16 protein-coding genes, 1 tRNA gene and 1 pseudogene are annotated in these 21,523 nt (G+C 71.1%); 8 read left to right on the top strand and 10 right to left on the bottom strand.

Annotation, left to right across the window (positions count from 1 at the left end; translation table 11 throughout):
• Nucleotides 1-61: 61 nt before the first annotated feature.
• The 5 genes from ACIF83_RS16330 to ACIF83_RS16310 all read right to left on the bottom strand — a co-directional run bounded on the left by ACIF83_RS16330 (nt 62) and on the right by ACIF83_RS16310 (nt 4,475).
• Complete coding sequence (locus ACIF83_RS16330; RefSeq protein ID WP_393471634.1) at nt 62-658, bottom strand: 50S ribosomal protein L25/general stress protein Ctc; 597 nt, start codon at nt 656-658, stop codon at nt 62-64.
• A 206-nt stretch (nt 659-864) separates the two neighbouring features.
• Complete coding sequence (locus ACIF83_RS16325; RefSeq protein WP_393471631.1) at nt 865-1,845, bottom strand: ribose-phosphate diphosphokinase; 981 nt, start codon at nt 1,843-1,845, stop codon at nt 865-867.
• A gap of 95 nt (nt 1,846-1,940) precedes the next feature.
• Nucleotides 1,941-3,389, bottom strand: coding sequence for a bifunctional UDP-N-acetylglucosamine diphosphorylase/glucosamine-1-phosphate N-acetyltransferase GlmU (gene glmU, locus ACIF83_RS16320; protein WP_393471628.1), 1,449 nt, complete (start codon nt 3,387-3,389; stop codon nt 1,941-1,943).
• 114 nt (nt 3,390-3,503) lie between these two features.
• A tRNA-Gln gene (locus ACIF83_RS16315) sits at nt 3,504-3,576 on the bottom strand.
• 8 nt (nt 3,577-3,584) lie between these two features.
• The gene (locus tag ACIF83_RS16310) at nt 3,585-4,475 is read right to left on the bottom strand and encodes a hypothetical protein (protein WP_399727345.1); all 891 of its coding nucleotides are present in this window, start codon (nt 4,473-4,475) and stop codon (nt 3,585-3,587) included.
• Between the two features lie 166 nt (nt 4,476-4,641).
• Between ACIF83_RS16310 and ACIF83_RS16305 the strand changes: the two genes are divergently transcribed.
• Complete coding sequence (locus ACIF83_RS16305; protein ID WP_399727342.1) at nt 4,642-5,952, top strand: sensor histidine kinase; 1,311 nt, start codon at nt 4,642-4,644, stop codon at nt 5,950-5,952.
• A gap of 18 nt (nt 5,953-5,970) precedes the next feature.
• Here ACIF83_RS16305 and ACIF83_RS16300 read toward each other — a convergent pair whose 3' ends face one another.
• Both ACIF83_RS16300 and ACIF83_RS16295 read right to left on the bottom strand, forming a co-directional pair.
• A complete protein-coding gene (locus ACIF83_RS16300) occupies nt 5,971-6,465 on the bottom strand; it encodes an SUKH-3 domain-containing protein (RefSeq protein WP_393471620.1) in 495 nt (164 codons plus the stop codon).
• 71 nt (nt 6,466-6,536) lie between these two features.
• A complete protein-coding gene (locus ACIF83_RS16295) occupies nt 6,537-7,052 on the bottom strand; it encodes a YwqJ-related putative deaminase (RefSeq protein ID WP_393471617.1) in 516 nt (171 codons plus the stop codon).
• A 264-nt stretch (nt 7,053-7,316) separates the two neighbouring features.
• Here ACIF83_RS16295 and ACIF83_RS16290 point away from each other — a divergent pair, with 264 nt between their 5' ends.
• The 5 genes and pseudogenes from ACIF83_RS16290 (at nt 7,317) to ACIF83_RS16270 (ending at nt 13,797) form a co-directional block, all read left to right on the top strand.
• Nucleotides 7,317-8,306, top strand: coding sequence for an SMI1/KNR4 family protein (locus ACIF83_RS16290; protein ID WP_398139414.1), 990 nt, complete (start codon nt 7,317-7,319; stop codon nt 8,304-8,306).
• An 8-nt stretch (nt 8,307-8,314) separates the two neighbouring features.
• Nucleotides 8,315-11,491: an SUKH-4 family immunity protein gene (locus tag ACIF83_RS16285; protein ID WP_399727337.1), complete on the top strand. Its 3,177-nt coding sequence runs from the start codon at nt 8,315-8,317 to the stop codon at nt 11,489-11,491.
• Nucleotides 11,492-11,518: 27 nt separating this feature from the next.
• Nucleotides 11,519-11,707 (top strand): annotated as a pseudogene (locus tag ACIF83_RS16280) (sigma factor); the annotation flags it as partial.
• Complete coding sequence (locus ACIF83_RS16275; RefSeq protein ID WP_399727967.1) at nt 11,702-12,466, top strand: RNA polymerase subunit sigma-70; 765 nt, start codon at nt 11,702-11,704, stop codon at nt 12,464-12,466. The pseudogene ACIF83_RS16280 and the gene ACIF83_RS16275, both read left to right, overlap by 6 nt.
• Nucleotides 12,467-12,909: 443 nt before the next feature.
• The gene (locus ACIF83_RS16270) at nt 12,910-13,797 is read left to right on the top strand and encodes a cellulose-binding protein (RefSeq protein ID WP_399727334.1); all 888 of its coding nucleotides are present in this window, start codon (nt 12,910-12,912) and stop codon (nt 13,795-13,797) included.
• Nucleotides 13,798-13,818: 21 nt separating this feature from the next.
• On the opposite strand, the gene ACIF83_RS16265 is transcribed toward ACIF83_RS16270, so the two are convergent.
• The 3 genes from ACIF83_RS16265 to ACIF83_RS16255 all read right to left on the bottom strand — a co-directional run bounded on the left by ACIF83_RS16265 (nt 13,819) and on the right by ACIF83_RS16255 (nt 17,583).
• Nucleotides 13,819-15,462 (bottom strand): cation acetate symporter, encoded by a 1,644-nt coding sequence (locus tag ACIF83_RS16265; RefSeq protein WP_399727331.1) that lies wholly within the window; start codon nt 15,460-15,462, stop codon nt 13,819-13,821.
• Nucleotides 15,459-15,866 (bottom strand): DUF485 domain-containing protein, encoded by a 408-nt coding sequence (locus ACIF83_RS16260; protein WP_389175951.1) that lies wholly within the window; start codon nt 15,864-15,866, stop codon nt 15,459-15,461. The genes ACIF83_RS16265 and ACIF83_RS16260 overlap by 4 nt, the downstream gene beginning before the upstream one ends.
• A gap of 220 nt (nt 15,867-16,086) precedes the next feature.
• Nucleotides 16,087-17,583 carry an MFS transporter gene (locus ACIF83_RS16255; RefSeq protein ID WP_399727328.1) on the bottom strand — a complete coding sequence of 499 codons (1,497 nt, stop codon included), beginning with the start codon at nt 17,581-17,583 and terminating at the stop codon, nt 16,087-16,089.
• A gap of 421 nt (nt 17,584-18,004) precedes the next feature.
• Between ACIF83_RS16255 and ACIF83_RS16250 the strand changes: the two genes are divergently transcribed.
• Together ACIF83_RS16250 and ACIF83_RS16245 are read left to right on the top strand one after the other, a co-directional pair.
• On the top strand, nt 18,005-18,793 hold the full coding sequence (locus ACIF83_RS16250) for an ABC transporter ATP-binding protein (protein WP_393471598.1): 789 nt from the start codon (nt 18,005-18,007) through the stop codon (nt 18,791-18,793).
• Complete coding sequence (locus tag ACIF83_RS16245; RefSeq protein ID WP_399727325.1) at nt 18,790-21,378, top strand: ABC transporter permease; 2,589 nt, start codon at nt 18,790-18,792, stop codon at nt 21,376-21,378. Before ACIF83_RS16250 ends, ACIF83_RS16245 begins: the two co-directional genes overlap by 4 nt.
• Nucleotides 21,379-21,523: the final 145 nt, after the last annotated feature.

The raw sequence follows: 21,523 nt of genomic DNA, 5'->3' as shown, positions 1-21,523 counted from the left end.
CAGCCTGCAGCGCCGGGCGCCCTGAAAACAGGTTCCGGCCCTGCTACGGCCGAACCGCCGATCAGGCCTCGGCAGCCTCTTCGCCCTCGGTGGCCTCGCCCTCGACGGCCTCCTCGACCTGCGCCTGCAGGACCTGCAGGACGACCGCGTCCTCGTCGACGGCCAGGGTCACACCGGAAGGCAGCTTGATGTCCTTGGCGTGGACGGAGGCACCGGCCTCCAGGCCCTCGACGGAGACGGTCAGCGCCTCGGGGATGTGGGTGGCCTCGGCCTCGACCGGCAGGGCGTTCAGAACGTGCTCGAGCAGGTTGCCGCCGGCGGCCAGCTCACCCTCGGCGTGGACCGGAACCTCGACCGTGACCTTCTCGCCACGCTTGACCAGCAGCAGGTCGACGTGCTCCAGGAAGCCCTTCAGCGGGTCACGCTGCACGGCCTTCGGGATCGCCAGCTCGTTGGTCTTGCCGTCGATGTCCAGGGAGATCAGGACGTTCGGCGTACGCAGCGCCAGCAGCAGGTCGTGGCCCGGCAGGGTCAGGTGCAGCGGGTCCGAGCCATGGCCGTACAGGACACCGGGAACCTTGCTCTCACGGCGGATACGGCGGGCGGCACCCTTGCCGAACTCGGTGCGCGTCTCGGCGGCGAGCTTCACCTCGGACATATTGATCACTCCTCGTAGGAATCGCGAACGGACAGGGTCACCCGGCCACGAACGGCCTGCTACGAAGAGCGCGTCGATAACGGACCGCCGATACCCGTATGAACAGGTACGGCCTCCCTCGCCGAGCAACTGAAGCAGTCTACTCGGCAGGGAGGCCGCACCCAAAAGGATCTTCAGCTAGCCCGCCGAGCGGGCCTGCAGAAACCTCACTGCTCGTCGAAGAGGCTGGTCACAGACCCGTCCTCGAACACCTCACGCACCGCACTCGCGATCGTCGGAGCGATCGACAGCACCGTGATCTTGTCCAGGTCCCGGCCCAGCTCCCCCGGCGTCGGCAGCGTGTTCGTGAACACGAACTCACTCACCCGCGAGTTCTTCAGCCGGTCCGCCGCCGGACCCGACAGCACACCGTGCGTCGCCGTCACGATGACGTCCTCCGCACCGTGCGCGAACAGCGCGTCCGCAGCCGCACAGATCGTGCCACCGGTGTCGATCATGTCGTCCACCAGCACACAGACCCGGCCCTTGACCTCACCCACGACCTCGTGGACGGTCACCTGGTTCGCCACGTCCTTGTCACGCCGCTTGTGCACGATCGCCAGCGGCGCACCCAGCCGGTCGCACCAACGGTCCGCCACCCGCACACGACCCGCGTCCGGAGACACCACCGTCAGCTTGTCCCGGTCCACCTTCTCGCCCACGTAGTCCGCCAGCAGCGGAAGCGCGAACAGGTGGTCCACCGGCCCGTCGAAGAAGCCCTGGATCTGGTCCGTGTGCAGATCCACCGTCAGGATCCGGTCGGCACCGGCCGTCTTCATCAGATCCGCGATCAGACGCGCCGAGATCGGTTCACGACCCCGGTGCTTCTTGTCCTGCCGCGCGTAACCGTAGAACGGCACGATGACCGTGATGGACCGCGCCGACGCACGCTTCAGCGCGTCGATCATGATCAGCTGCTCCATGATCCACTTGTTGATCGGAGCCGTGTGGCTCTGGATCAGGAAGCAGTCCGCACCACGAGCAGACTCCTGGTAACGGACGTAGATCTCGCCATTGGCGAAGTCGAAGGCCTTCGTCGGGACAACCCCGACACCCAGCTGCTGGGCGACCTCCTCGGCAAGCTCGGGGTGGGCGCGGCCGGAGAAGAACATCAACTTCTTCTCGCCGGTCGTCTTGATCCCGGTCACAGCACTATCTCCTCAGAGGTGTCTCAGCAGCGGGTATGCACTCGTGCGGATCTGCACTTATCACGGTACGCCGTGTTTGGCGCACCCGTTTCCGGTCAGTCCTCGCCCTCGCCCTTCCGGGTCGCGGCCTCGGCCGCCTTCGCAGCAGCACTCCCAGGACGCTTCCGGGCCACCCAACCCTCGATATTCCGCTGCTGACCACGGGCCACGGCCAGCGAACCGGGCGGCACATCCTTCGTGATCACGGACCCGGCGGCGGTGTAAGCACCGTCCCCGACCGTGACAGGAGCCACAAACATGTTGTCCGAACCCGTCTTGCAGTGCGACCCGACGGTCGTGTGGTGCTTGCTCTCACCGTCGTAGTTCACGAACACACTCGCGGCACCGATGTTCGAGAAGTCACCGATCGTCGCATCACCGACGTACGACAGATGCGGAACCTTCGTCCCCTCACCGATCGACGAGTTCTTCGTCTCCACGTACGTACCGATCTTGGCCTTGAGACCGAGACGGGTACCCGGCCGCAGATACGCGTACGGCCCCACGGACGCCTGCTCACCGATCCGCGCACCGTCCGAGACCGTGTTGTCCACACGAGCCCCAGCACCCACCCGGGTGTCCTTCAGCCGGCTGTTCGGCCCGACCTCCGCACCCTCACCGAGGTGCGTCGAACCGGTCAGCTGCGTGTTCGGATGCACGACGGCGTCCTGCTCGAAGGTCACGGTCACGTCGACCCAGGTGGTGGCCGGGTCCACGACAGTCACACCGTCGAGCATCGCGCGAGTCAGCAGCCGGTCGTTGAGAATCCGACGGGCCTCGGCGAGCTGCACACGGTTGTTGATACCGGCGATCTCGCGGTGGTCGGCAGCCACGGAAGCCCCGACCCGATGCCCCGCCTCCCGCAGAATCCCGAGCACGTCCGTCAGGTACTCCTCACCCTGACTGTTGTTCGTCCGCACCTTCTTCAGCGCGGCCGCGAGCAACTGCCCGTCGAAGGCGAACACCCCGCTGTTGATCTCCCGGATCGCCCGCTGGGCGTCGGTGGCGTCCTTGTGCTCCACGATCGCGGTCACGGCACCGCTCGCGTCGTCGCGGACGATACGCCCGTAACCGGTCGAGTCCGGGACCTCGGCGGTCAGCACGGTCACGGCGTTGCCGTCCGCGTGATGGGCCGCGGCGAGCTGCTGGAGCGTGTCGGCGGTGAGCAACGGGGTGTCCCCACACACGACCACCACGGTCCCGTCGACACCCCCGCCCAGCTCTTCGAGCCCCATGCGTACGGCGTGCCCCGTGCCGTTCTGCTCCGCCTGCACAGCCGTCCGCACGCCGGGGTCGATCTCGGTCAGGTGCGCGGAGACCTGCTCACGGGCGTGGCCCACGACGACCACCAGGTTCGCGGGGTCCAACTCGCGGGCCGCGGCCAGCACATGGCCCACCAGGGAACGGCCGCAGATCTGGTGCAGGACCTTCGGTGTGGCCGACTTCATACGGGTGCCCTCACCCGCTGCGAGAACGACGACGGCTGCCGGGCGAATGGCGCTCACGGGGTTGCCCTTCGGCTCTGGATGGGTGTGGGTGACAGCCGAAGGATACCGGGGTGGGGTTGGGGGGATATGAGAGCGGGCCCTGACGGTGCAGTCAGGGCCCGAACCAAGAAGCTCCGCCAGCTGGATTCGAACCAGCACTACAGGGCTTCAAAGGCCCGCGGGCTACCAGTTACCCCATGGCGGATGGCTGCGTCAGACCTTACCTGAGGAGAGCGGTGCCGTGATCCCGGAGACGGCATCCACCATGCCCGTCCACCAGCCCTCGATGCGACGATAGAGTTCTGCGCCTTGCAAGACCTTGATCACGAGACAGCCCCGGTAGTTCTCGCCCACATTCTTGCGGACCGTCTTGGGGTTGTGCTTCTTGATGGTCGTCCGCTGGAAGGCGGAGGCGTCGACCCCGACGAGGTCGGCCCAGTAGCGCTTGGCGCCCTCGACGTCACCCGTCGCGTGGATCATGACGCGATATCGGAGGCGTTCGCGCTCTACGCCGAGTAGGTCCAGCCAGGCAAGGTAGATCCCGATCACGCCGGGGTCGCTGTTGACGAACTGCACGTTCTCACGCCTGTCATACGGCTTGTCCTTGGCGCCCTCGGCCCAATAGAGGGCGACGCCCGCCATGAACAGCTCGCGGACAGTCATCGCGCCGATCTCACTCGCGGCTGCTGCCTTGGTCTTCCGCCGTTCCTCGTCGCGCACGGCCAGCTCATGCTCCCAACGCTTCTGGGCCGCCAGCTTCGCCTGTGCCGAAGGGTCCCGCCGTTCCGGCTTCGGCAGATCCCGCACCCAAAGCGAGATCGAACTCTTCGAGCACCCCAGCGCGACCTGGATCTGGTCGTACGTCCACCCCTGGAGCCGTAGCTCCCGTGCCTTCTCCCTGAGGTCGTCCTTGGCGTTCGGCCGCTTCGTCCACTCGGGCGGCGGCTCACCTTCCAGCAGTCGGTTGAGGATGTCGTTGTTGTCGACGTGCAGTCGGTCCCGGATCTGTCGACGGCTGAGCCCCTCCCGCCGCAACGCGACCGCTCGCTCCCGCAACCCCTCGAAGTCCTCGTACTTGCCGCCCTTGCCGGGTGAATGTGTCATACGCATACCGTCCGGGCGGAATGTTCGCTTCCAGGTGTGAACGGGTGACGTTCAGTAGTTCGAGGGATACCGGCGGGTTTCGAGGCCATTCGATTACCGGGTGTGGTCTGTGCCAGTGGGCGAAAGTCACCGGAAATGCCGTTGCCCGCGCCCGTAGGCTGGAGGCATGACCGCGACGGGGGAAGAGCATGCCGGGGCCCTGACCGGCCCATGGTGGTGGACCAGGCGGCGCAGTGCGGTGCTCGACGGGAGTCTCGCGCTGGTGTCCGCCGTGGAGTGCGGCGCGGAGGGGATTCCGTTCGCGCGGGATGCGGGGATCCCGGTTTCGGTGGGGATCGTTTTCGGCTTGATCGCCGGTTCGGTTCTGCTGGTCCGCAGGAAGTGGCCGATCGCCGTGGTGCTGGTCGCGATCGCGATCACGCCGGCCCAGATGGGTTTCCTGATGGGCATCGTCGGCCTGTACACGCTGGCGGCGTGCGAGTTGCCGCGGCGGATCATCGTGGCGCTGGCGGGGATGTCGTTGCTGGGCACGATGATCGTGACGTTCGTGCGGGTGCGGCAGGACATGGCGCGGGGTGATGTGACCCTGGGTGACTGGTTCGTGCCGTTCGCTTCGATCACGACGTCTCTGGGGCTGACGGCTCCACCGGTGCTGCTCGGGTTGTACGTGGGGGCGCGCCGCCGGTTGATGGAGAGCCTGCGGGAGCGGGCGGACAGTCTGGAGCGGGAGCTTCAGTTGCTCGCGGAGCGGGCGGAGGAGCGGGCCGAGTGGGCGCGTAGCGAGGAGCGGACGCGGATCGCTCGGGAGATGCATGACGTGGTCGCGCATCGGGTGAGTCTGATGGTGGTGCATGCGGCGGCGTTGCAGGCGGTTGCGCGGAAGGATCCCGAGAAGGCCGTGAGGAACGCGGCGCTGGTGGGGGACATGGGGCGGCAGGCGTTGACCGAGTTGCGGGAGATGCTCGGGGTGCTGCGGGCCGGTGACGGTGTGGAGCGGCGTACGGCGTCGGTGCCGTTGGCCGCGGTGGGGGTGGCGGCCGCGGAGGCGGTGTCGAAGGTGGTTGCCGAGGAGGCGGTCGGGGACGGGCCGTGTCTGGAGGAGCTGGAGGAGCTGGTCGGGCAGTCGGCGGCGGCCGGGATGGTGGTGGATCTCTCGGTCGAGGGGGAGGTGCGGGTGTATGCGGCGGAGGTCGAGCAGACGGCGTACCGGGTGGTGCAGGAGGCGTTGACGAACGTCCACAAGCATGCGGCGGGCGCGAAGACGTATGTGCGGCTGGCGCATCGGGGGGCGGAGATCGCGATGCAGGTGGAGAACGAGCCGCCGGAGCCCGGGTCGGCGTCGGCGGCGCGGTTGCCGTCGGGTGGCAATGGCCTGGTGGGGATGCGGGAGCGGGTCGTCGCGCTGGGGGGTGTGTTTGTCTCGGGGCCGACGGATGCGGGGGGTTTCCGGGTGTCGGCGGTGATTCCGGCGGTGTAGCCCGAGGTGCGCGGTGGGTCAGGCGACGGTGAGGCGTACGGGTTCTGTGCCGGCGATGAGGGTGGACAGGGCGTGGTCGATGTCGGGGCCGAGGTACCAGTCGCCGGTGTGGTCGAGGGTGTAGACGCGTCCTTCGCTGTCGATGGCGAGGAGGGCCGTGGTGTCGGCTTCCTCGCCGAGGGGGCTGACTTCGGTGCCGAGGGCGCGGCCGAGGTCGCCGAGGGTGCGGGCGTGGTGGAGGCCGTGCAGCGGGTCGAGGTGGAGGGTGGCGGGGGCGACCTGGCGGCCGGGGCCGCCGGGTTTGATGTGGAGTCCGCCGAATTCGGCCCAGGCTTCGACGGCGGCGGGGAAGACGGTGTGCCGGTGTCCGGCGGGTGAGGTGTGCTCGCGCAGGGTGTCGGCCCAGATCTCCGCCTGCTTTATGTCCCAGCGTCCGGGTTGCCAGCCGGCGGCGCGCAGGGCGGCGTCGACGGGTACGGGGAAGCGGGTGGACGAGGTGCGGTCGGGGTGCATCGGCCCTTCGATCGTCGTGCTGGCTCGTGCTGGCTGGGTGGTGCTGGTCGGTGCCGGGGCGGGCCGGGGTGTCAGTCGGCGGTGGTGGTCGGGTCGACGATGCGGACGCCGAAGTGGGCGCTGAGGGCGGTGCAGGCGCGGCAGGGGGTGGCGAAGCTGCCGTGCAGGGGGTCGCCGTCCTCGCGTATGCGGCGGGCGGTGAGTTTGGCCTGTCTGAGGACTTTGCGGGCTTCGCCGTTGGTCATGGGTTTGCGGGCGGCGCGTTTGCTGCGGGTGGCGTCGGCGGCGGCGATGTGCCGGGAGATGAGGATGGTTTCGGCGCAGCGGCCGGTGAAGCGGTCGCGCTGGGTGCTGGTGAGGGTGTCGAGGAAGTCCTGGACGAGGGGGTGGAGGGGCGGGGGCTGGTCGCCGCGGGCGGCGGTGCCGGTGAGGGTGGAGCCGCGTACGGAGAGGGCGGCGGCGACGGTGGGGAGGATGCCGTCGCGGCGGTGCTGGAGGGTGGGGGCTGGGGGTGTGTCGGTGCCGCTCCAGCCGATGCGAGGGTCGCCGGCCCGCACGTCGTTACCTCCGGTCTGCAAGGTATTCATGATCGTCTTCCCCTCCCCGGGCATCCCCTCGAAGGACACAGAGTGCCAAATGCCGTGGCTGGTGCGGAAGCTGGGGCGGCGCGACACGCCCGGGTTTGGGCAGGCTGTCACGACGGGGTGACGGCTGGTCACGAAAGGGGAGGTGGGAAGTGCAGCAGTGGGGTGGAGGGCCGGTGACCGGGGTTCGTGTACCGCATAGGCTGTCGCCATCCGCGATCGACACCGCCGTTCAGGCCAGAGAGAACGCCGCAGGGGGCAACCGCCATGACGACAGGTCGGCTCGGGCAGCAAGCCGCGCCGCCGAACGCGGCCTACGCCGGGCAGGTCGTGCACTTCCCGGATCCGGTCCGGGCGGCACGTCACCCGAGAGGGGTACGGATCGACGAGCGCGGTTACCCGGATTTCTCGTCGTACGCGCGCGCGGCGGCGGAGATCGCCGATCCGCCGGAGGGTTTCGGCGTCGACGAGTTGCGGCTGACGGACTATGTGTCGGCGAACGCGGCTCTGGCGGCGTCGGGGCACGAGTTGTGGGACACGGTGCCGGCGGTGGCGACGCCGCACGGCTGGACGTGGCATCACGTGGTGGGTTCGCGGCGGCTGGAGTTGGTTCCGGTCGAGGTGAAGGCGTTGCTGCGGCATCACGGTGGTGTGGCGACGGCGCGGGTGGACCAGGGCAAGCGGGGTACGCGGCCGTTGCAGGAGACGCGTCCGGCGCACTTCGGGCTGTCGAAGTCGGGTGTGGCGGTGACGGAGTCGCAGGTTCAGGGTGTGGAGGAGGACCTGGGCTACCGCCTGCCGGGTGCCTACCGTTCGTTCCTGAAGGCGGCGGGTGGTGCCGCGCCGGTGGGTGCTGCGCTCGACGCCGAGCTTGGTCTGTTGCTCGATCAGCCGTTTTTCACGGTGCGGGACGAGGCGGCGGTCAATGACCTGGTGTACGTCAACAAGTGCCTGCGTGACCATCTGACGAAGGATTACCTGGGCGTCGGTTTCGTGCAGGGCGGCCTGCTCGCGGTGAAGGTGAAGGGCGAGCGGGTCGGTTCGGTGTGGTTCTGCGCGTACGACGATGCGCGGGACGTGGATCCGTCGTGGTCCCCGGCGGAGCGGGTGGAGCGCTTGTTGCTGCTGTGCGGTGACGACTTCGACGCCTTCCTGTCGCGGCTGGCGGGTAATCCGCCGGAGTTGGAGACGGTGGCGAACCTGATGGTGGACGGCGGTTTCGCGCGTGCCGTTCCGGTCTCTTCGGTGGGGGAGTGAGCTTCGCGATGGTGACGTTCGCACAGGCGCAGGAGCGCGCCGAGGAGTGGATCAACGGTGATGTTCCCGCGTACCAGCATCGTGAGGTGCGGGTGCGGGAGTTCGAGCTGGGCTTCGTGGTGTGGGGCGAGGACCGTGCGGAGGGCCCGCGTTCGGATGCGGGCGCGCAGCGGTTGGTGATCGCCCGGGACAGTGGCGAGGCGACGCTGTGGCCGGCGTTGCCGGTGGGTGAGGTGATCCGCCGGTACGAGGAGGAGTACGGCCGCGCCGAGGTCGAGGACGCGGTGCCGGCGCCGGCGGCTGCCCGGGTGGACCTGAACCAGACGTCGTTCCTGTTGAGTCCGCCGGAGTGGTTGCAGGAGGCGGCGGACAAGCTGGGGATTCCGGATCGCCGGGCGGGGTCGGCGCAGGACGCGGGCGCCGCGGCCGCGGCCGGCTCCGGTGCCGGGTCCGGTTCTGTGGGTGGGGGTTCCGTCGGGGGCGGTGCGCTTGCCGAGACGCAGGCCGGGGTGCCTGCGGCTGCTGACGCGCGGGCCGGAACCGACGGTGTGGGTACGGCCGGTGGGTTCGGGAGCGGTGCGTCGTGGCCGGCTGCCGGGGCTGTGGCCGGTGCGGGTGCGCCGGGTGCGGGTGTGCCCGGCGGGGCGCCGGGTGCGGCGGAGGTGCCTGACGGGGCTACGCCGTGGGCCGGTACGGACACCAACGCGGATGCGGGTGAGGACCGTTCGGTGCCGTTGCCCGCGACGGTGTTCGCGCCGCCGTTGAGCGATGCGGACGTCGAGGCTCCGCGGCCGCCGGCGGTGGCGCCGGACGCGAAGACGGCGCTGATGTCGGGGGGCAGCCAGCTGCCGCCGACGGCGGTCGCGCCGGCGCTCGACGGTTCGGACGCGCCCGGAGCGCAGAACTTCCCGCCGGGAGCGCAGGGCGGTGCGTCCGCTCCGGGCGGTGCTCCGGGGGCGCCCGGCTTCGCGCAGGCACCGGGAGCGCCTGGCATGGCGCAGGCGCCTGGCGTGCCTGGTGTGCCCGGGGCGCCCGCTGCTCCTGGTGTGCCGGGTGCGCCGCAGCACAGCACGCCTCCGCCGCCTCCGGGTGCGCCGTCGTACGGCTATCCGCAGGGTCCGGCGGCGCAGGGCACGCCCCCGTCGGGTGCGCCCGCCTACTCCCCGGCGGCGCCGGGCACGCCGCCCGCGCCCCCGGTCGCGCCTGGTGCGCCGGGCGTTCCGCAGGGCAGCACGCCTCCGCCGCCGCCTCCGGGCGCCCCGCAGTACGGCTACCCGCAGGGCCCGGGCGCGCCTGGTGCTCCCGGTGGTCCGCAGGGTGTTCCCGGGTACGGGTATCCGCAGGCGCCGGGTGCCGTCCCGAACGCGCCGCAGCCTCCGGTCGGCCCTGGTGCCCCCGGGCGTCCGCTCGCGCCGCATGCCGGGGACATCGCGGACGCCGCGACGAGCAAGGCCGCGCCGCCGCCGCGCAAGGCTCGCGGTGGACCGGGTGCGCCGCCTCCGCCGCCGGGCGCTCCCGGTGTTCCGGGTATGCCGGGCGCCCACCCGGGGAGCGCGCCTCCGCCGCCCGCGCCCGGTGCTCCGGGCGCGCCTGCGGGTGGGTACGTGCCGACGCAGCTGGTGTCGGCGCTCGGGCCCGAGGGGCCTGAGGTGCAGGGCGCTCCGGGAGCTCCCGGTGGGCCCGGCGCCCCCAACCCGCCTGGTGCGCCGGGCGTTCCCGGTGGCAGGCCTCCGGGCAACGTGCACCACGCGGCCACGATGCTGGCCGACCCGAATCAGATGGGAGGAGGCGCGCCACAGCCTCCGGGCGCGCCGCAGCCTCCGGGCGTCCCGGGCATGCCGCACTCGCCCGGCGCTCCCGCGGCACCGGGCGCCCCGGGCATGCCTCAGGTCCCCGGCCCACCGCAACCCCCCGGCGCCCCTGGCGCACCCCAGCCCCCGGGTGCCCCGGGCATGCCCGGCGCCTCAGGGGCTTCCGGAGGCGGGCGTGGTGCCGTGCACCATGCGGAGACCGTGCTGGCCGCGCCTCCCGTGGGCGGCCCGGGCGCGCCTCCGCCGCCGCCCGCCCCCGGCGCACTCGGCGCGCCGGGTGCTCCCGGCATGCCGCCCGGCGTCCCGGGTGCCCCGCAGCCGATGCCGCCGGGCGCGATGCCGCCGCCGGGTGGGCCCGTGCCGGGGCAGCCTCCGGCGTACGGCTACCCGCAGCAGGGGCAGCCGACGGTGGGCCCGGGCTATCAGGCCGTGCTGCGCTACCGCGCGCAGGACGGTTCGGAGCAGCAGCTGATCCGGCGTTCGGCGCCGGGTACGCCGCACCCGGAGTGGCAGATCTTCCATGAGCTGCGGGCGATGAACGTGCCGCCGGACCAGGTGCTGGAGCTGCACACGGAGCTGGAGTCGTGCGAGCTGCCTGGTGCGTACTGCGCGCGGATGATCCGGGAGCAGTGGCCGCAGGCGCGGATCACGAGCATCGCGCCGTACGGCACGGATCACGCGAGTCGGCAGCAGGGCATGCAGCAGTTGCTGGCGCACCAGGGCGAGCTGCACCAGGTGGCGGACGGTCCCGCGCGGCCGGCGCCGGTGCGGGCGCCGCTGCCGCCGGTGCAGGCTGTGCAGCCCGTCCCGCCGGAGGGCATCGCGCAGGAGCTGGCGGCGGCGTTCGGGCCGGGGGTCTTCCGGTTCGAGCAGCAGGCGGTGTCGCGGCAGGGTGTGCCGCCGATCGTGGCGCACACGCTGGTGGTGGCCGGCCTGCCGGCGGACGTGGCCCCGTTCTTCTGGGCGCAGGCCCAGCCGGGCCGTCCGGTGCCGACGCTGGCGGAGCTGGCGGCCGAGCGCGGGGTGCAGCCGGCTTCGGACGCGGGCTCGTACCTGGTGATGGGCACGGACTTCGGCCGGGCGATCTGTGTGCAGTACGGGACGGCGAACATCGTCGCGGTGCCCGTGGAGGCGGGCCCGGGCGGTGCGCCGGTGCCGCCCCAGTTCGTGAACAGCGGGCTGCCGGAGTTCGCGCGCTGCCTGGCGCTGCTGGGCCGGATGTGGCGGCTCAGGTTCGGGCTGAACCAGGAGCAGGCGGGCCGCTGGACCGTCGACTTCCAGTCCCAGCTGGCCTCGCTGGACCCGGCGGCGCTCGGTTCGCCGGAGAGCTGGTGGTCGGTGCTGCTGGAGCAGATGTGGGACGGGCTGCTGTAGTCCGCGGCTGAGGAGTCCGAGCGCATCATGCCCTTCACGCGCGCGCGTGAAGGGCATGATGGGCGGGTGGACTTGGAGCCGTTCCGGGGTGAGCTGGTGGCGTACTGGTACCGCATGCTCGGCTCGTTCCACGAGGCCGAGGACGTCACGCAGGAGACGATGCTGCGGGCCTGGTAGGCCCGGGACCGGTACGACCTCGCGCGCGCCTCGGTGCGGACCTGGCTGTACCGGATCGCGACCAACGCCTGCCTGACCGCCCTCGAGGGTCGCGGCCGCCGCCCGCTGCCGTCGGGGCGCGGGGCACCGAGCGAGGATCCGGGTGCGCCGCTCACGCCGGCGTTCGACATCCCGTGGCTGGAGCCGTTCCCCGAGGCCCGGTTCGACGTGGAGGCGCGCGCGGATCTCAGGCTCGCGCTGGTGGCCGCGCTGCAGCTGCTGCCGCCCCGGCAGCGGGCCGTCCTGGTGCTGCGCGAGGTGCTGGAGTTCTCCGCCGCCGAGGTCGCGGGCCGGCTGGAGACGTCCGTGGCCGCCGTGAACAGCGCGCTGCAGCGGGCGCGCGCTGCGGTCGTGGGCGCCGGTGGGGCGGGTGAGGTCACCGAGCCGGACGATCCGGAGGTGCGTGCGGTGGTGCAGCGCTATGTGCGCGCCTTCGAGGCCGCCGATGTGCCGGCGCTCGTCCGGCTGCTCACCGAGGACGTGGTCCTGCAGATGCCGCCGGTGCCGCTGTGGTACCGGGGCTGCCGGGACTACGGCCGGTTCATGGAGCGGGTGTTCGCGCTGCGCGGCACGGGCTGGCGTGTGCGGCGGGTGGCGGCCAACGGGCAACCGGCGTTCGCGGCGTACGTGCCGGCGCCCCGGGGGCGGCCACGTCCTGCACACCGTGCAGGTTCTGACGGTCACCGGCGGCCGGGTCGCGCGCAACGTGGTGTTCGCCGACCCGCGCGTGCTGGCCGCGTCGCGCCGCCCGCGCCGTAGCGTCCCTGAGGCTGCTCTTCCGTAGCACCCCTGAGAGGGCCTCTTCCCATGAGCCCGGCCTGCGCCGCTACATGGTCGGCCGCGACCTCGCCCCGGTACGCGGCGGTGAGCCGTACTACCTGTTCGCGGCACCGGAGTGGGACTCGCTGGACGATCTGCGCGCCGCGTTCGCCTCACCCGAGGGAAGCGCGACCGCCGCCGAAGCGGCGCACCTCCAGCAGTTCGCGCCCGTCCGCAGCATGATCGTCACCCTGGAGGAGGACGTGCTTCAGCCGCCCCACTCGCGTTCCGGACAGCGACGCGGATCGAGAAGTGCGACATGCCGCGAGATTTCGACCGTGACATGTCTGCGGAGTGTCGCGTTATGCACACTTACGTCCGATCCATCAAGATGTGCGCCACATCGTCCTGTCGTGTATGTCCGGTGGAGAGGGGTTCCCAGGGTGAGCAGCGCATCGATGACGCCGCACGGCTTCCCGACCGTCCGGGGGCGCGCCTACCGCCCCGATCAGGTCGACGCGTTCATGGAGGCGCTGTCGCTGGACCGGGACGCCGCGTGGGAGCGCGCCGCGCGGCTGACCGTGCTCGCCAAGGACATGGGCGCGGAGGTCGCGCGGCTGCGCGAGGTGGTCGCGCAGCTCGCTCCCCAGACCTACGAGACCCTCGGGGAGCAGGCGCAGCGCCTCTACCAGCTCGCGTTGCAGGAGGGGGCGGACGTCCGCGACCGCGCGCGGCGCGAAGCGCACGAGCAGGTCGCGCAGGCCGAAGCAGAAGCCCTCGGCCTGTGCCAGGAGACGCAGGAAGCGGCGGACGCGCTCCGCGCGGACGCCGATGAACGCGCCCGTCAGTGTCTTCTCGCGGCGCGCGCGGAGGCCGACGACCTGCGCGTCGGCGCCCGGCTCGAAGTGAAGGAAGCGCGCGGGGAGGCGCTCGCCGCGCTGCGGGAGGTACGGCAGCGGACCACCGGCATGCTCACCGAGCAGTCCCGGGAGCACGCCGAGCGGTGGGAGGCCGCGGAACGCGAGGACGCCGAGCGGGCGGCCGCGCTCGAGGCCGACGACGCCGAGCGGATCACCCGCGCCGAGGCCGCCCTGTCCGAGGCGGAACGCGCCCTCGGTGAGGCCGAGGAGTTCGCGCGCCGCTGTCAGGAGGAGGCGTGCGTGCGGGCCGCGGACGTCGTCGCCGAGGCACACGCGCGCGAGGAGCGCATCGCCCTGGACACCGAGCGGGTGCTGCGCGAGCACAGCGAGACCTGGGACGACGTCCAGGCGCACATGGACTACGTGCGCAGCAGCCTCATCTCGCTGACGGGCAGAGCGACCCTGGACTAGCGCCCCCCCGCGCGGACGTCGTCAACCGCCTCTGCGTACCGCCCCGGCGAGGATCCATCCCTCCACGGCCTCGTACTGGCGCCGCTGTTCCTCCGCCTTCCGGCGGCCCGAGACGACCGTGCCCAGCCAGCCGAAGAAGAAGCCGGCCGGGATGGAGACGATCCCGGTCGTCGTGAACGGGAACCAGTTGAAGTCGGCGTGCGGGAAGGCCGAGACGGGCGAGCCGGAGACGAGGTTGGTGCCCGGCATGAGCAGCATGACGGTCAGCGAGCCCCCGAGCAGCGTGCCCATCAGCCCGCTCCGGGTGTAGCGGCGCCAGAAAAGGCCGTACACCAGGGCGGGTGCCAGGGCGGAGGCGCCCAGGCAGAAGGAGAGGGTGACCAGGGGCTGCAGGCTGTACGTCTGCACCAGGGTGGCCAGCAGGATCGTCGGGACACCTATGGCGAGCGCGGACAGCCGGGCCAGGGTCATCTCCCTGCGGGCCGGCATCTCCTGGACCCGGGCGGCGAACACGTCGTGGGCGAGGGAGTTGGCGCAGGCGAGGATCATCCCGGCCACCGAGGCGAGCAGGGTCAGGAAGATCGCCGTGGTGACCATGGTGAACAGGAAGGTCTCCGCCGTCGACACGCCGGCGCCGAACGCCGCCCGCGAGCCCAGCAGGTAGGCCGTGTTGCCCTGCGGGTCGGCCGCCGCGATCGCGCCGCGGCCGACGAGGGCCGTGGCACCGAACCCGATCACCGTGATGACCAGCACGAACAGCGCCACGATCGACACCGCCCAGGACAGTGAGCGGCGCACCTGGCGGGCGCTGGAGGCGGTGTACATGCGCATGGTGATGTGCGGCAGGCAGGCGCCGCCGAGGACGATGGTCAGTTCCGAGGTGATCATGTCCAGGCGGGCGCCCCGGTGCCCGGCGAACTCGAGCCCGGAGTGCAGGAAGGCCGGACCGGCCCCGCTCTGCCGTGCCGCGGCGTCGAACAGGGCGCCCGGGTCCCAGTCGAAGCGGCGCAGGATCAGCACGGCGACCACGGCGCCCGATCCGACCAGCATCACGATCTTCAGGATCTGGATGAGGGCGGTGCCCTTCATGCCGCCGATCGCCGCGTAACTGATCATCAGTGCGCCGAGTCCGACGACGCAGCCGGTCTTCAGCGACTCGTTCGAGAAGCCGAGGATGAACGCCATCAGCTGTCCGGTGCCGGCGAGTTGGACCAGCATCATCGGCAGCAGCGAGGCGATCGTCACCGCACAGGCGGTGATCCGCACACAGCGGCCCGGCATCCGGCGGGCCAGCGCGTCACCCATGGTGAACCGGCCCGCGTTGCGCAGCGGTTCGGCCAGCAGGAACATCAGCAGCATCAGCGACAGCGCCGTGCTGAGGGCGAGCACGACACCGTCGTAGCCGCACAGGGCGATCACCCCGCTGGTGCCCAGGACGGTGGCGGCGGAGATGTAGTCGCCCGCTATGGCCAGGCCGTTGCGCAGCGGGGACAGGGAGCCGTAGCCGGTGTAGAACTCGTCGAGGTCGTCGCGGTCCGGGCCGGCCATCACGCACAGCAGCAGCGTGAGGGTGGCGACGGCGGAGAAGGCGACCAGCGACATGGCCTGTGCGGAGCTGCTGAAGCCGGTGAAGCCGGAGAGGTCCGGGGCGGCGTCGGCGGTCATCGGGCGGCTCCTCGCCGTGCGTCCAGTTCGGCCTCCTTGCGGATGCGGTCCGCGAGCGGGTCGACATGGCGGCGCGCGGTGTGCTCGTACAGGGCGATCGCCAGCCAGGTGACGGGGAGTTGGAGGAGGGCGAGCAGCAGGCCGGCCGGGATGCCGTCGACGACCGTCCTCGTCATGACGTCCGGTGCGAACGCGGACAGGACGAGGAACAGCGTGAAGTAGCCGAGCGCGGTGAGAGCGGCGGTGCGTCGCTGCCAGCGGTAGGCGCCGCGCAGGATGCGCAGGTCGCTGTGGTGGCCGAGAGGTTCGCGGGGCGGAGTGCGGCGTGGGCGGGGCGGTTCGGGGGGCGGGGGCTGCCAGGGGTAGGTGAGGTACGACGGAGGGTGCGGCGGGTCGTAGGACATCCCGGGGCTCCTTGCGTGGCTCGGGTCCGTGGCGGCGGACCGCAGGGAGGTGGGGGGTGGGGGAAAGCGGAGTCATGCACGTTACTCGCCGGTTCGGGGGCGCGGGAGGTTTTCACCAAACTGGACGGTCGGTATGCGCTTACTGTGCGAAAACGGGCCTGACCTCGGGTGTTACCCGCGTTAACCGGGTGAGTCGGGAAGGGGGCCGCTTCCCGTGCGGCTACTCCTGTCGCACCGGGAACTTCCGCGGCGCCACCACCAGCAGCACCAGGAAGGCCAGCGCCGCGGCCCCGGCCGCGCCGAAGTACACCGCGTGCACCGCCGAGGCGATCGCCCGTCGCGTCGTCTCCGGGGCCCTGCCGCCGTCCCACGCGCGCGTGACGGACTCCAGGTCGCCCGCCCCGCCCAGCCTGGCCGCCAGCACCCCGTTGGCGACGGCGCCGAACAGGGAGGCGCCCAAGGTCTGCCCGGTCTGCCGGCAGAACAGCACCGACGCGGTGGTCGTCCCCCGCTCCGACCAGCCCACCGTCGACTGCACCCCGATGATCAGCGGCAGCTGGAACAGCCCCAGTACGGCGCCCAGCGCCAGCATCAGCAGCATCGGCTGCCACCAGGACCCCGGATACGGCAGGAAGGGGAACGCGAGCAGGACCAGCGCGCCCATGCCGATGCCGAGCAGCGCGGTGTCGCGGAAGCCGATGCGCCGGTACACGTGCTGACTGAGCGCCGCCGAACCCGACCAGGTCAGCGTCCACACACACAGCACGAGACCGGCGGCAGCCGGACCGAGTCCGAGCACCGACTGGGCGTACGTCGGCAGGAACACCGACGGCGCCACCATCAGCAGCCCCAGCGCGCCGAACGCCAGATTTACGGCCGCGATCGTCCGGCGCCGCCACACCCACCCAGGGATGATCGGCTCCGCCGCCTGCCGCTCCACCCACACCACCACGCCCACCAGGGCGAACCCCGCACCGAACAGCGCGAGCGAGGGCGGCGACAGCCACGCCCAGGCCACCCCACCCTGCACCAGCGCGGTCAGCAGCACCCCGCCGCACGCGAACACCGCGAGCGCACCCGCCCAGTCCACGCGCGCGCGTGCGGCCTTCTCCCGCTCGGGCTCGTGCAGATGACGGACGATCAGCCACAACGCGGCCGCCCCGATCGGCAGGTTGACGAGGAAGATCCAGCGCCAGTCGGCGTACGCGGCCAGTACCCCGCCCAGACCCGGCCCGGCCACCGCCGACACCGCCCACACCGTGGACAGCCTGGCCTGGATCTTCGGGCGCTCCGCCAGCGGGTACAGGTCGGCGGCCAGCGTCTGCACCGTCCCCTGCAACGCGCCGCCGCCCAGCCCCTGCACGATCCGGAACGCGATCAGCGCCCCCATGTTCCACGCGCCGGCGCACAGCAGCGAGCCCAGCAGGAACACGGCGGCGCCCGCGACCAGGACCGGCTTGCGGCCGAAGGTGTCGGACAGCTTGCCGTAGACGGGCAGGGTGACGGTGACGGCCAGCAGATAGCCGGAGAACAGCCAGGAGAAGACGGAGAACCCGCCGAGATCGCCGACGATCTGCGGTACGGCGGTGGACACGATCGTGGCGTCCAGCGCGGCCAGCGCCATCGACAGCATCAGCGCGGCGACGACCGCGCCCCTCCTGTCGGTGCGCTGCCCCGTCGTGGCGCCGTCGCGTATCGCGGGTGTCGTACTCCCCACCGGATCCCCCTCCCGTGCCCCCTGCACCTATCTCCGGTACGACAGCTTCCCACGGCCCGCGCGACTTGACCCTGACGCGACGGGAGGGTGGAGGCTTTCTGGGCCGGAGGGTGGAGCCGACCCTGAGAACGACTCCACCCGGCGGTGGACCACCCCTAGGGGTATCTCCGTACTACGACCTGGGGAGGGTTCGTACCGCCGGAGGAGGAGACGGGCCGGGTGCCGTCCTTAATCTGGCTTTACGCCGTCGGGGGGCGGTTGACCGAACCGGCGGGGGTGGGGTTTTCCCCCGCACAAGAGGGGGCTTCGCACCAGCGCGGGGCATGCCCGCCGTACGCGAGACTCGACGCCGTACCCAGGATGACGCTCCGGCACACCGGGGCGCGACGACACACCTGCCAACCGATTTAGGAGACATACCGTGACATCGGCTGTGAGCACTACCAGGCACGGGGGAACTGGAGGGCGGACGGCCGTTGCCGCGCGGGCGCGGCAGGTCGTCAAGGCGTACGGGTCCGGCGAGACCCGTGTCGTCGCCCTGGACCACGTGGACGTGGACATCGCCCGGGGCCAGTTCACCGCGATCATGGGCCCCTCGGGGTCCGGCAAGTCCACCCTGATGCACTGCCTCGCCGGCCTCGACACCGTGAGCAGCGGGCAGATCTACCTGGACGAGACCGAGATAACCGGCCTGAAGGACAAGAAGCTCACCCAGCTGCGCCGGGACCGGATCGGGTTCATCTTCCAGGCCTTCAACCTGCTGCCGACGCTCAACGCGCTCGAGAACATCACGCTGCCCATGGACATCGCGGGCCGCAAGCCGGACCAGGGGTGGCTGGACCGGGTCGTGGAGACCGTCGGGCTTGCCGGACGGCTCAAGCACCGGCCCACCCAGCTCTCCGGCGGCCAGCAGCAGCGTGTCGCCGTGGCCCGTGCGCTCGCCGCCCGCCCGGAGATCATCTTCGGTGACGAGCCGACCGGAAACCTCGACTCGCGCGCGGGGGCGGAGGTTCTGGGCTTCCTGCGCCGCTCGGTGGACGAGCTGGGCCAGACCATCGTGATGGTCACCCATGACCCGGTCGCCGCCTCCTACGCGGACCGCGTGCTCTACCTCGCGGACGGCAGGATCGTTGACGAGATGTACCAGCCGACGGCCGATCAGGTCCTGGACCGCATGAAGGACTTCGACGCCCGGGGGCGTACGTCATGACCGTCCTGAAGACCTCGATGCGCAACTTCTTCGCGCACAAGGGCCGCATGGCGCTGTCGGCGATCGCGGTGCTGCTGTCGGTCGCCTTCGTCTGCGGCACCCTGGTGTTCACCGACACGATGAACACCACCTTCGACAACCTGTTCCAGGCGACCTCGTCGGACGTGACGGTCACCGCCAAGAGCTCCTCCGACACCGGCCAGACCACCTCCCGCACCGGCAAGCCGCCGGTCATGCCTGCCTCCGTGCTCGGCGAGATCCGCAGGGCCCAGGGCGTCAAGGCGGCCGAGGGCACGGTGTTCTCCACCACGGTGACCGTGGTCGACGCCGACAAGGACAAGCTGTCGCCCAGCAGCGGCGCGCCCACCATCGTCGGCAGCTGGAACGGCAACGACGCCCGCACCATGAAGATCACCTCCGGCACGGCGCCCAAGGGCCCCGACCAGGTCATGGTCGACGCGGACACCGCCGACAAGCACCACCTCAGGCTCGGCGACGACATCGGCATGATCAACGTCCTCGGCACGCACCACGCGCGCGTGTCCGGCATCGCCACCTTCACCGTCACCAACCCCGGCGCGGCGATCTTCTACCTGGACACGAAGACCGCCCAGCAGAACCTGGTCGGCCGGACCGGCGTGTACACCAACGTCAACGTCACCGCCGCCAAGGGCGTCACCGACGCGCGGCTGAAGCAGAACGTGACCGCCGCGCTCGGCCACCGCTACAAGGTGCAGACCGCCAAGGAGGTCGCCGACGCCAACCAGAAGGACGTCGAGAGCGTCCTGAACGTCATGAAGTACGCGATGCTCGGCTTCGCCGGGATCGCCTTCCTGGTCGGCATCTTCCTGATCATCAACACCTTCTCGATGCTGGTCGCCCAGCGCACCCGGGAGATCGGCCTGATGCGAGCCATCGGCTCCTCCCGCCGCCAGGTCAACCGGTCCGTGCTCATCGAGGCGCTGCTGCTCGGCGTGATCGGCTCCGCCCTCGGCGTCGGCGCGGGCATCGGCATCGCGGTCGGCCTGATGAAACTCATGGGCAATATCGGTATGCACCTGTCCACGGATGACCTGACGGTCGCCTGGACGACCCCGGTGACCGGCCTGCTCCTCGGTGTCGTCGTCACCGTCCTGGCCGCCTACCTGCCCGCCCGGCGCGCCGGCAAGGTCTCCCCGATGGCTGCCCTGCGTGACGCGCACGCCCCGGCCGACGCCAAGGCAGGCGTCGTACGCGCCGCGATCGGCCTGGTCCTCACCGGCGCCGGCGTCGCGAGCCTCTACGCGGCCGGCACCGCCGACAAGGCCAAGGCCGGCTCGTCCTGGTTGGGCCTCGGCGTCGTCCTCACGCTGATCGGGTTCGTCGTCATCGGCCCGCTCCTCGTCGGCGGCCTGGTCCGCGTCCTCGGCGCTGTCATGCTGCGGATCTTCGGCCCCGTCGGCCGGATGGCGGAGCGCAACGCGCTGCGCAACCCGCGCCGCACCGGCGCCACCGGCGCGGCCCTGATGATCGGCCTGGCCCTGGTGGCCTGCCTGTCGGTGGTCGGCTCCTCCATGGTGGCCTCCGCCACCGACCAGCTCGACAAGACGGTCGGTACGGACTTCATCATCCAGCCGGACAACCCGCAGAACGGCCTCGTCGCACCGCAGGCGGTCAAGGCGATCAAGGAGACCCCGGGTCTCGAGCGGGTCACCGAGTACCGGCCGGCCCTGGCCGACTTCACCACCCCGGACGGCCAGACGCTCAAGGACACCGACATCACGGCGGCCGACCCGACGTACGCGACCGACCTGCACAAGAAGACGGTCGCCGGGAACCTCAAGGACGCCTACCTGCCCGACTCGATGTCCGTCCACGAGAAGTTCGCCAAGGCGCACGACATCCACGTCGGCTCGAAGATCACCGTCGCCTTCAAGGAGGGCTCCACCGCCCACCTGACGGTCCGCGCGATCACCAGCAGCGACGAGGTGATCGACCAGGGCGCCAAGTACACGTCCCTCGCCACGCTCGCCAAGTACGTGCCTGCCGACAACATGCCGCTCGACGCGCTGGTCTTCGCCACCGCCGAGAACGGCCGGCAGGCGGCCGCCTACAAGGCGCTGAAGGCGGCCCTGCACGACGACCACCCGGAGCTGACCGTACGGGACCAGACCGACTACAAGAAGGCGCTGAAGGACCAGATCGGCCAGCTGCTGAACATGATCTACGGCCTCCTGGCCCTCGCGATCATCGTCGCGGTCCTCGGTGTGGTGAACACGCTGGCCCTGTCCGTGGTCGAGCGCACCCGCGAGATCGGCCTGATGCGGGCGATCGGCCTCTCCCGCCGCCAACTGCGCCGCATGATCCGCCTGGAGTCCGTGGTGATCGCCGTCTTCGGCGCCCTGCTGGGCCTCGGCCTCGGCATGGGCTGGGGCGCGACCGCCCAGAAGCTCCTCGCGCTGCAAGGCCTGAAGGTCCTGGAGATCCCCTGGCCGACGATCACCGCCGTCTTCATCGGCTCGGCCTTCGTGGGCCTGTTCGCCGCCCTGATCCCGGCGTTCCGGGCCGGCCGGATGAACGTACTGAACGCCATCGCGACGGACTGAGGCCCTACGGCCGACAGCCACCGCATACGGGGGTTGCGGGGGAAGACCCGGTGCCGGCACGTCCTGCGGGACGCGTCGGCACCGGGCGTTTCGCTGCCCGCGCCTTCGGACCACCCGAGTTGTCCACAGCCTCCGACGCCCGCAG

It is taken from the genome of Streptomyces sp. NPDC085866, assembly GCF_044541035.1.
Classification (GTDB): domain Bacteria; phylum Actinomycetota; class Actinomycetes; order Streptomycetales; family Streptomycetaceae; genus Streptomyces.
Note: the sequence above shows the minus strand (reverse complement) of the source record. Positions and strands in the feature narration are given on the sequence as shown.

Bases quoted from the DNA above. Each gene is read 5' to 3' on its own strand.
- ACIF83_RS16330 (WP_393471634.1), bottom strand. From the start codon at position 658: ATGTCCGAGGTGAAGCTCGCCGCCGAGACGCGCACCGAGTTCGGCAAG.
- ACIF83_RS16310 (WP_399727345.1), bottom strand. From the start codon at position 4,475: ATGACACATTCACCCGGCAAGGGCGGCAAGTACGAGGACTTCGAGGGG.
- ACIF83_RS16305 (WP_399727342.1), top strand. From the start codon at position 4,642: ATGACCGCGACGGGGGAAGAGCATGCCGGGGCCCTGACCGGCCCATGG.
- ACIF83_RS16300 (WP_393471620.1), bottom strand. From the start codon at position 6,465: ATGCACCCCGACCGCACCTCGTCCACCCGCTTCCCCGTACCCGTCGAC.
- ACIF83_RS16295 (WP_393471617.1), bottom strand. From the start codon at position 7,052: ATGAATACCTTGCAGACCGGAGGTAACGACGTGCGGGCCGGCGACCCT.
- ACIF83_RS16290 (WP_398139414.1), top strand. From the start codon at position 7,317: ATGACGACAGGTCGGCTCGGGCAGCAAGCCGCGCCGCCGAACGCGGCC.
- ACIF83_RS16285 (WP_399727337.1), top strand. From the start codon at position 8,315: ATGGTGACGTTCGCACAGGCGCAGGAGCGCGCCGAGGAGTGGATCAAC.
- ACIF83_RS16265 (WP_399727331.1), bottom strand. From the start codon at position 15,462: ATGACCGCCGACGCCGCCCCGGACCTCTCCGGCTTCACCGGCTTCAGC.
- ACIF83_RS16260 (WP_389175951.1), bottom strand. From the start codon at position 15,866: ATGTCCTACGACCCGCCGCACCCTCCGTCGTACCTCACCTACCCCTGG.
- ACIF83_RS16245 (WP_399727325.1), top strand. From the start codon at position 18,790: ATGACCGTCCTGAAGACCTCGATGCGCAACTTCTTCGCGCACAAGGGC.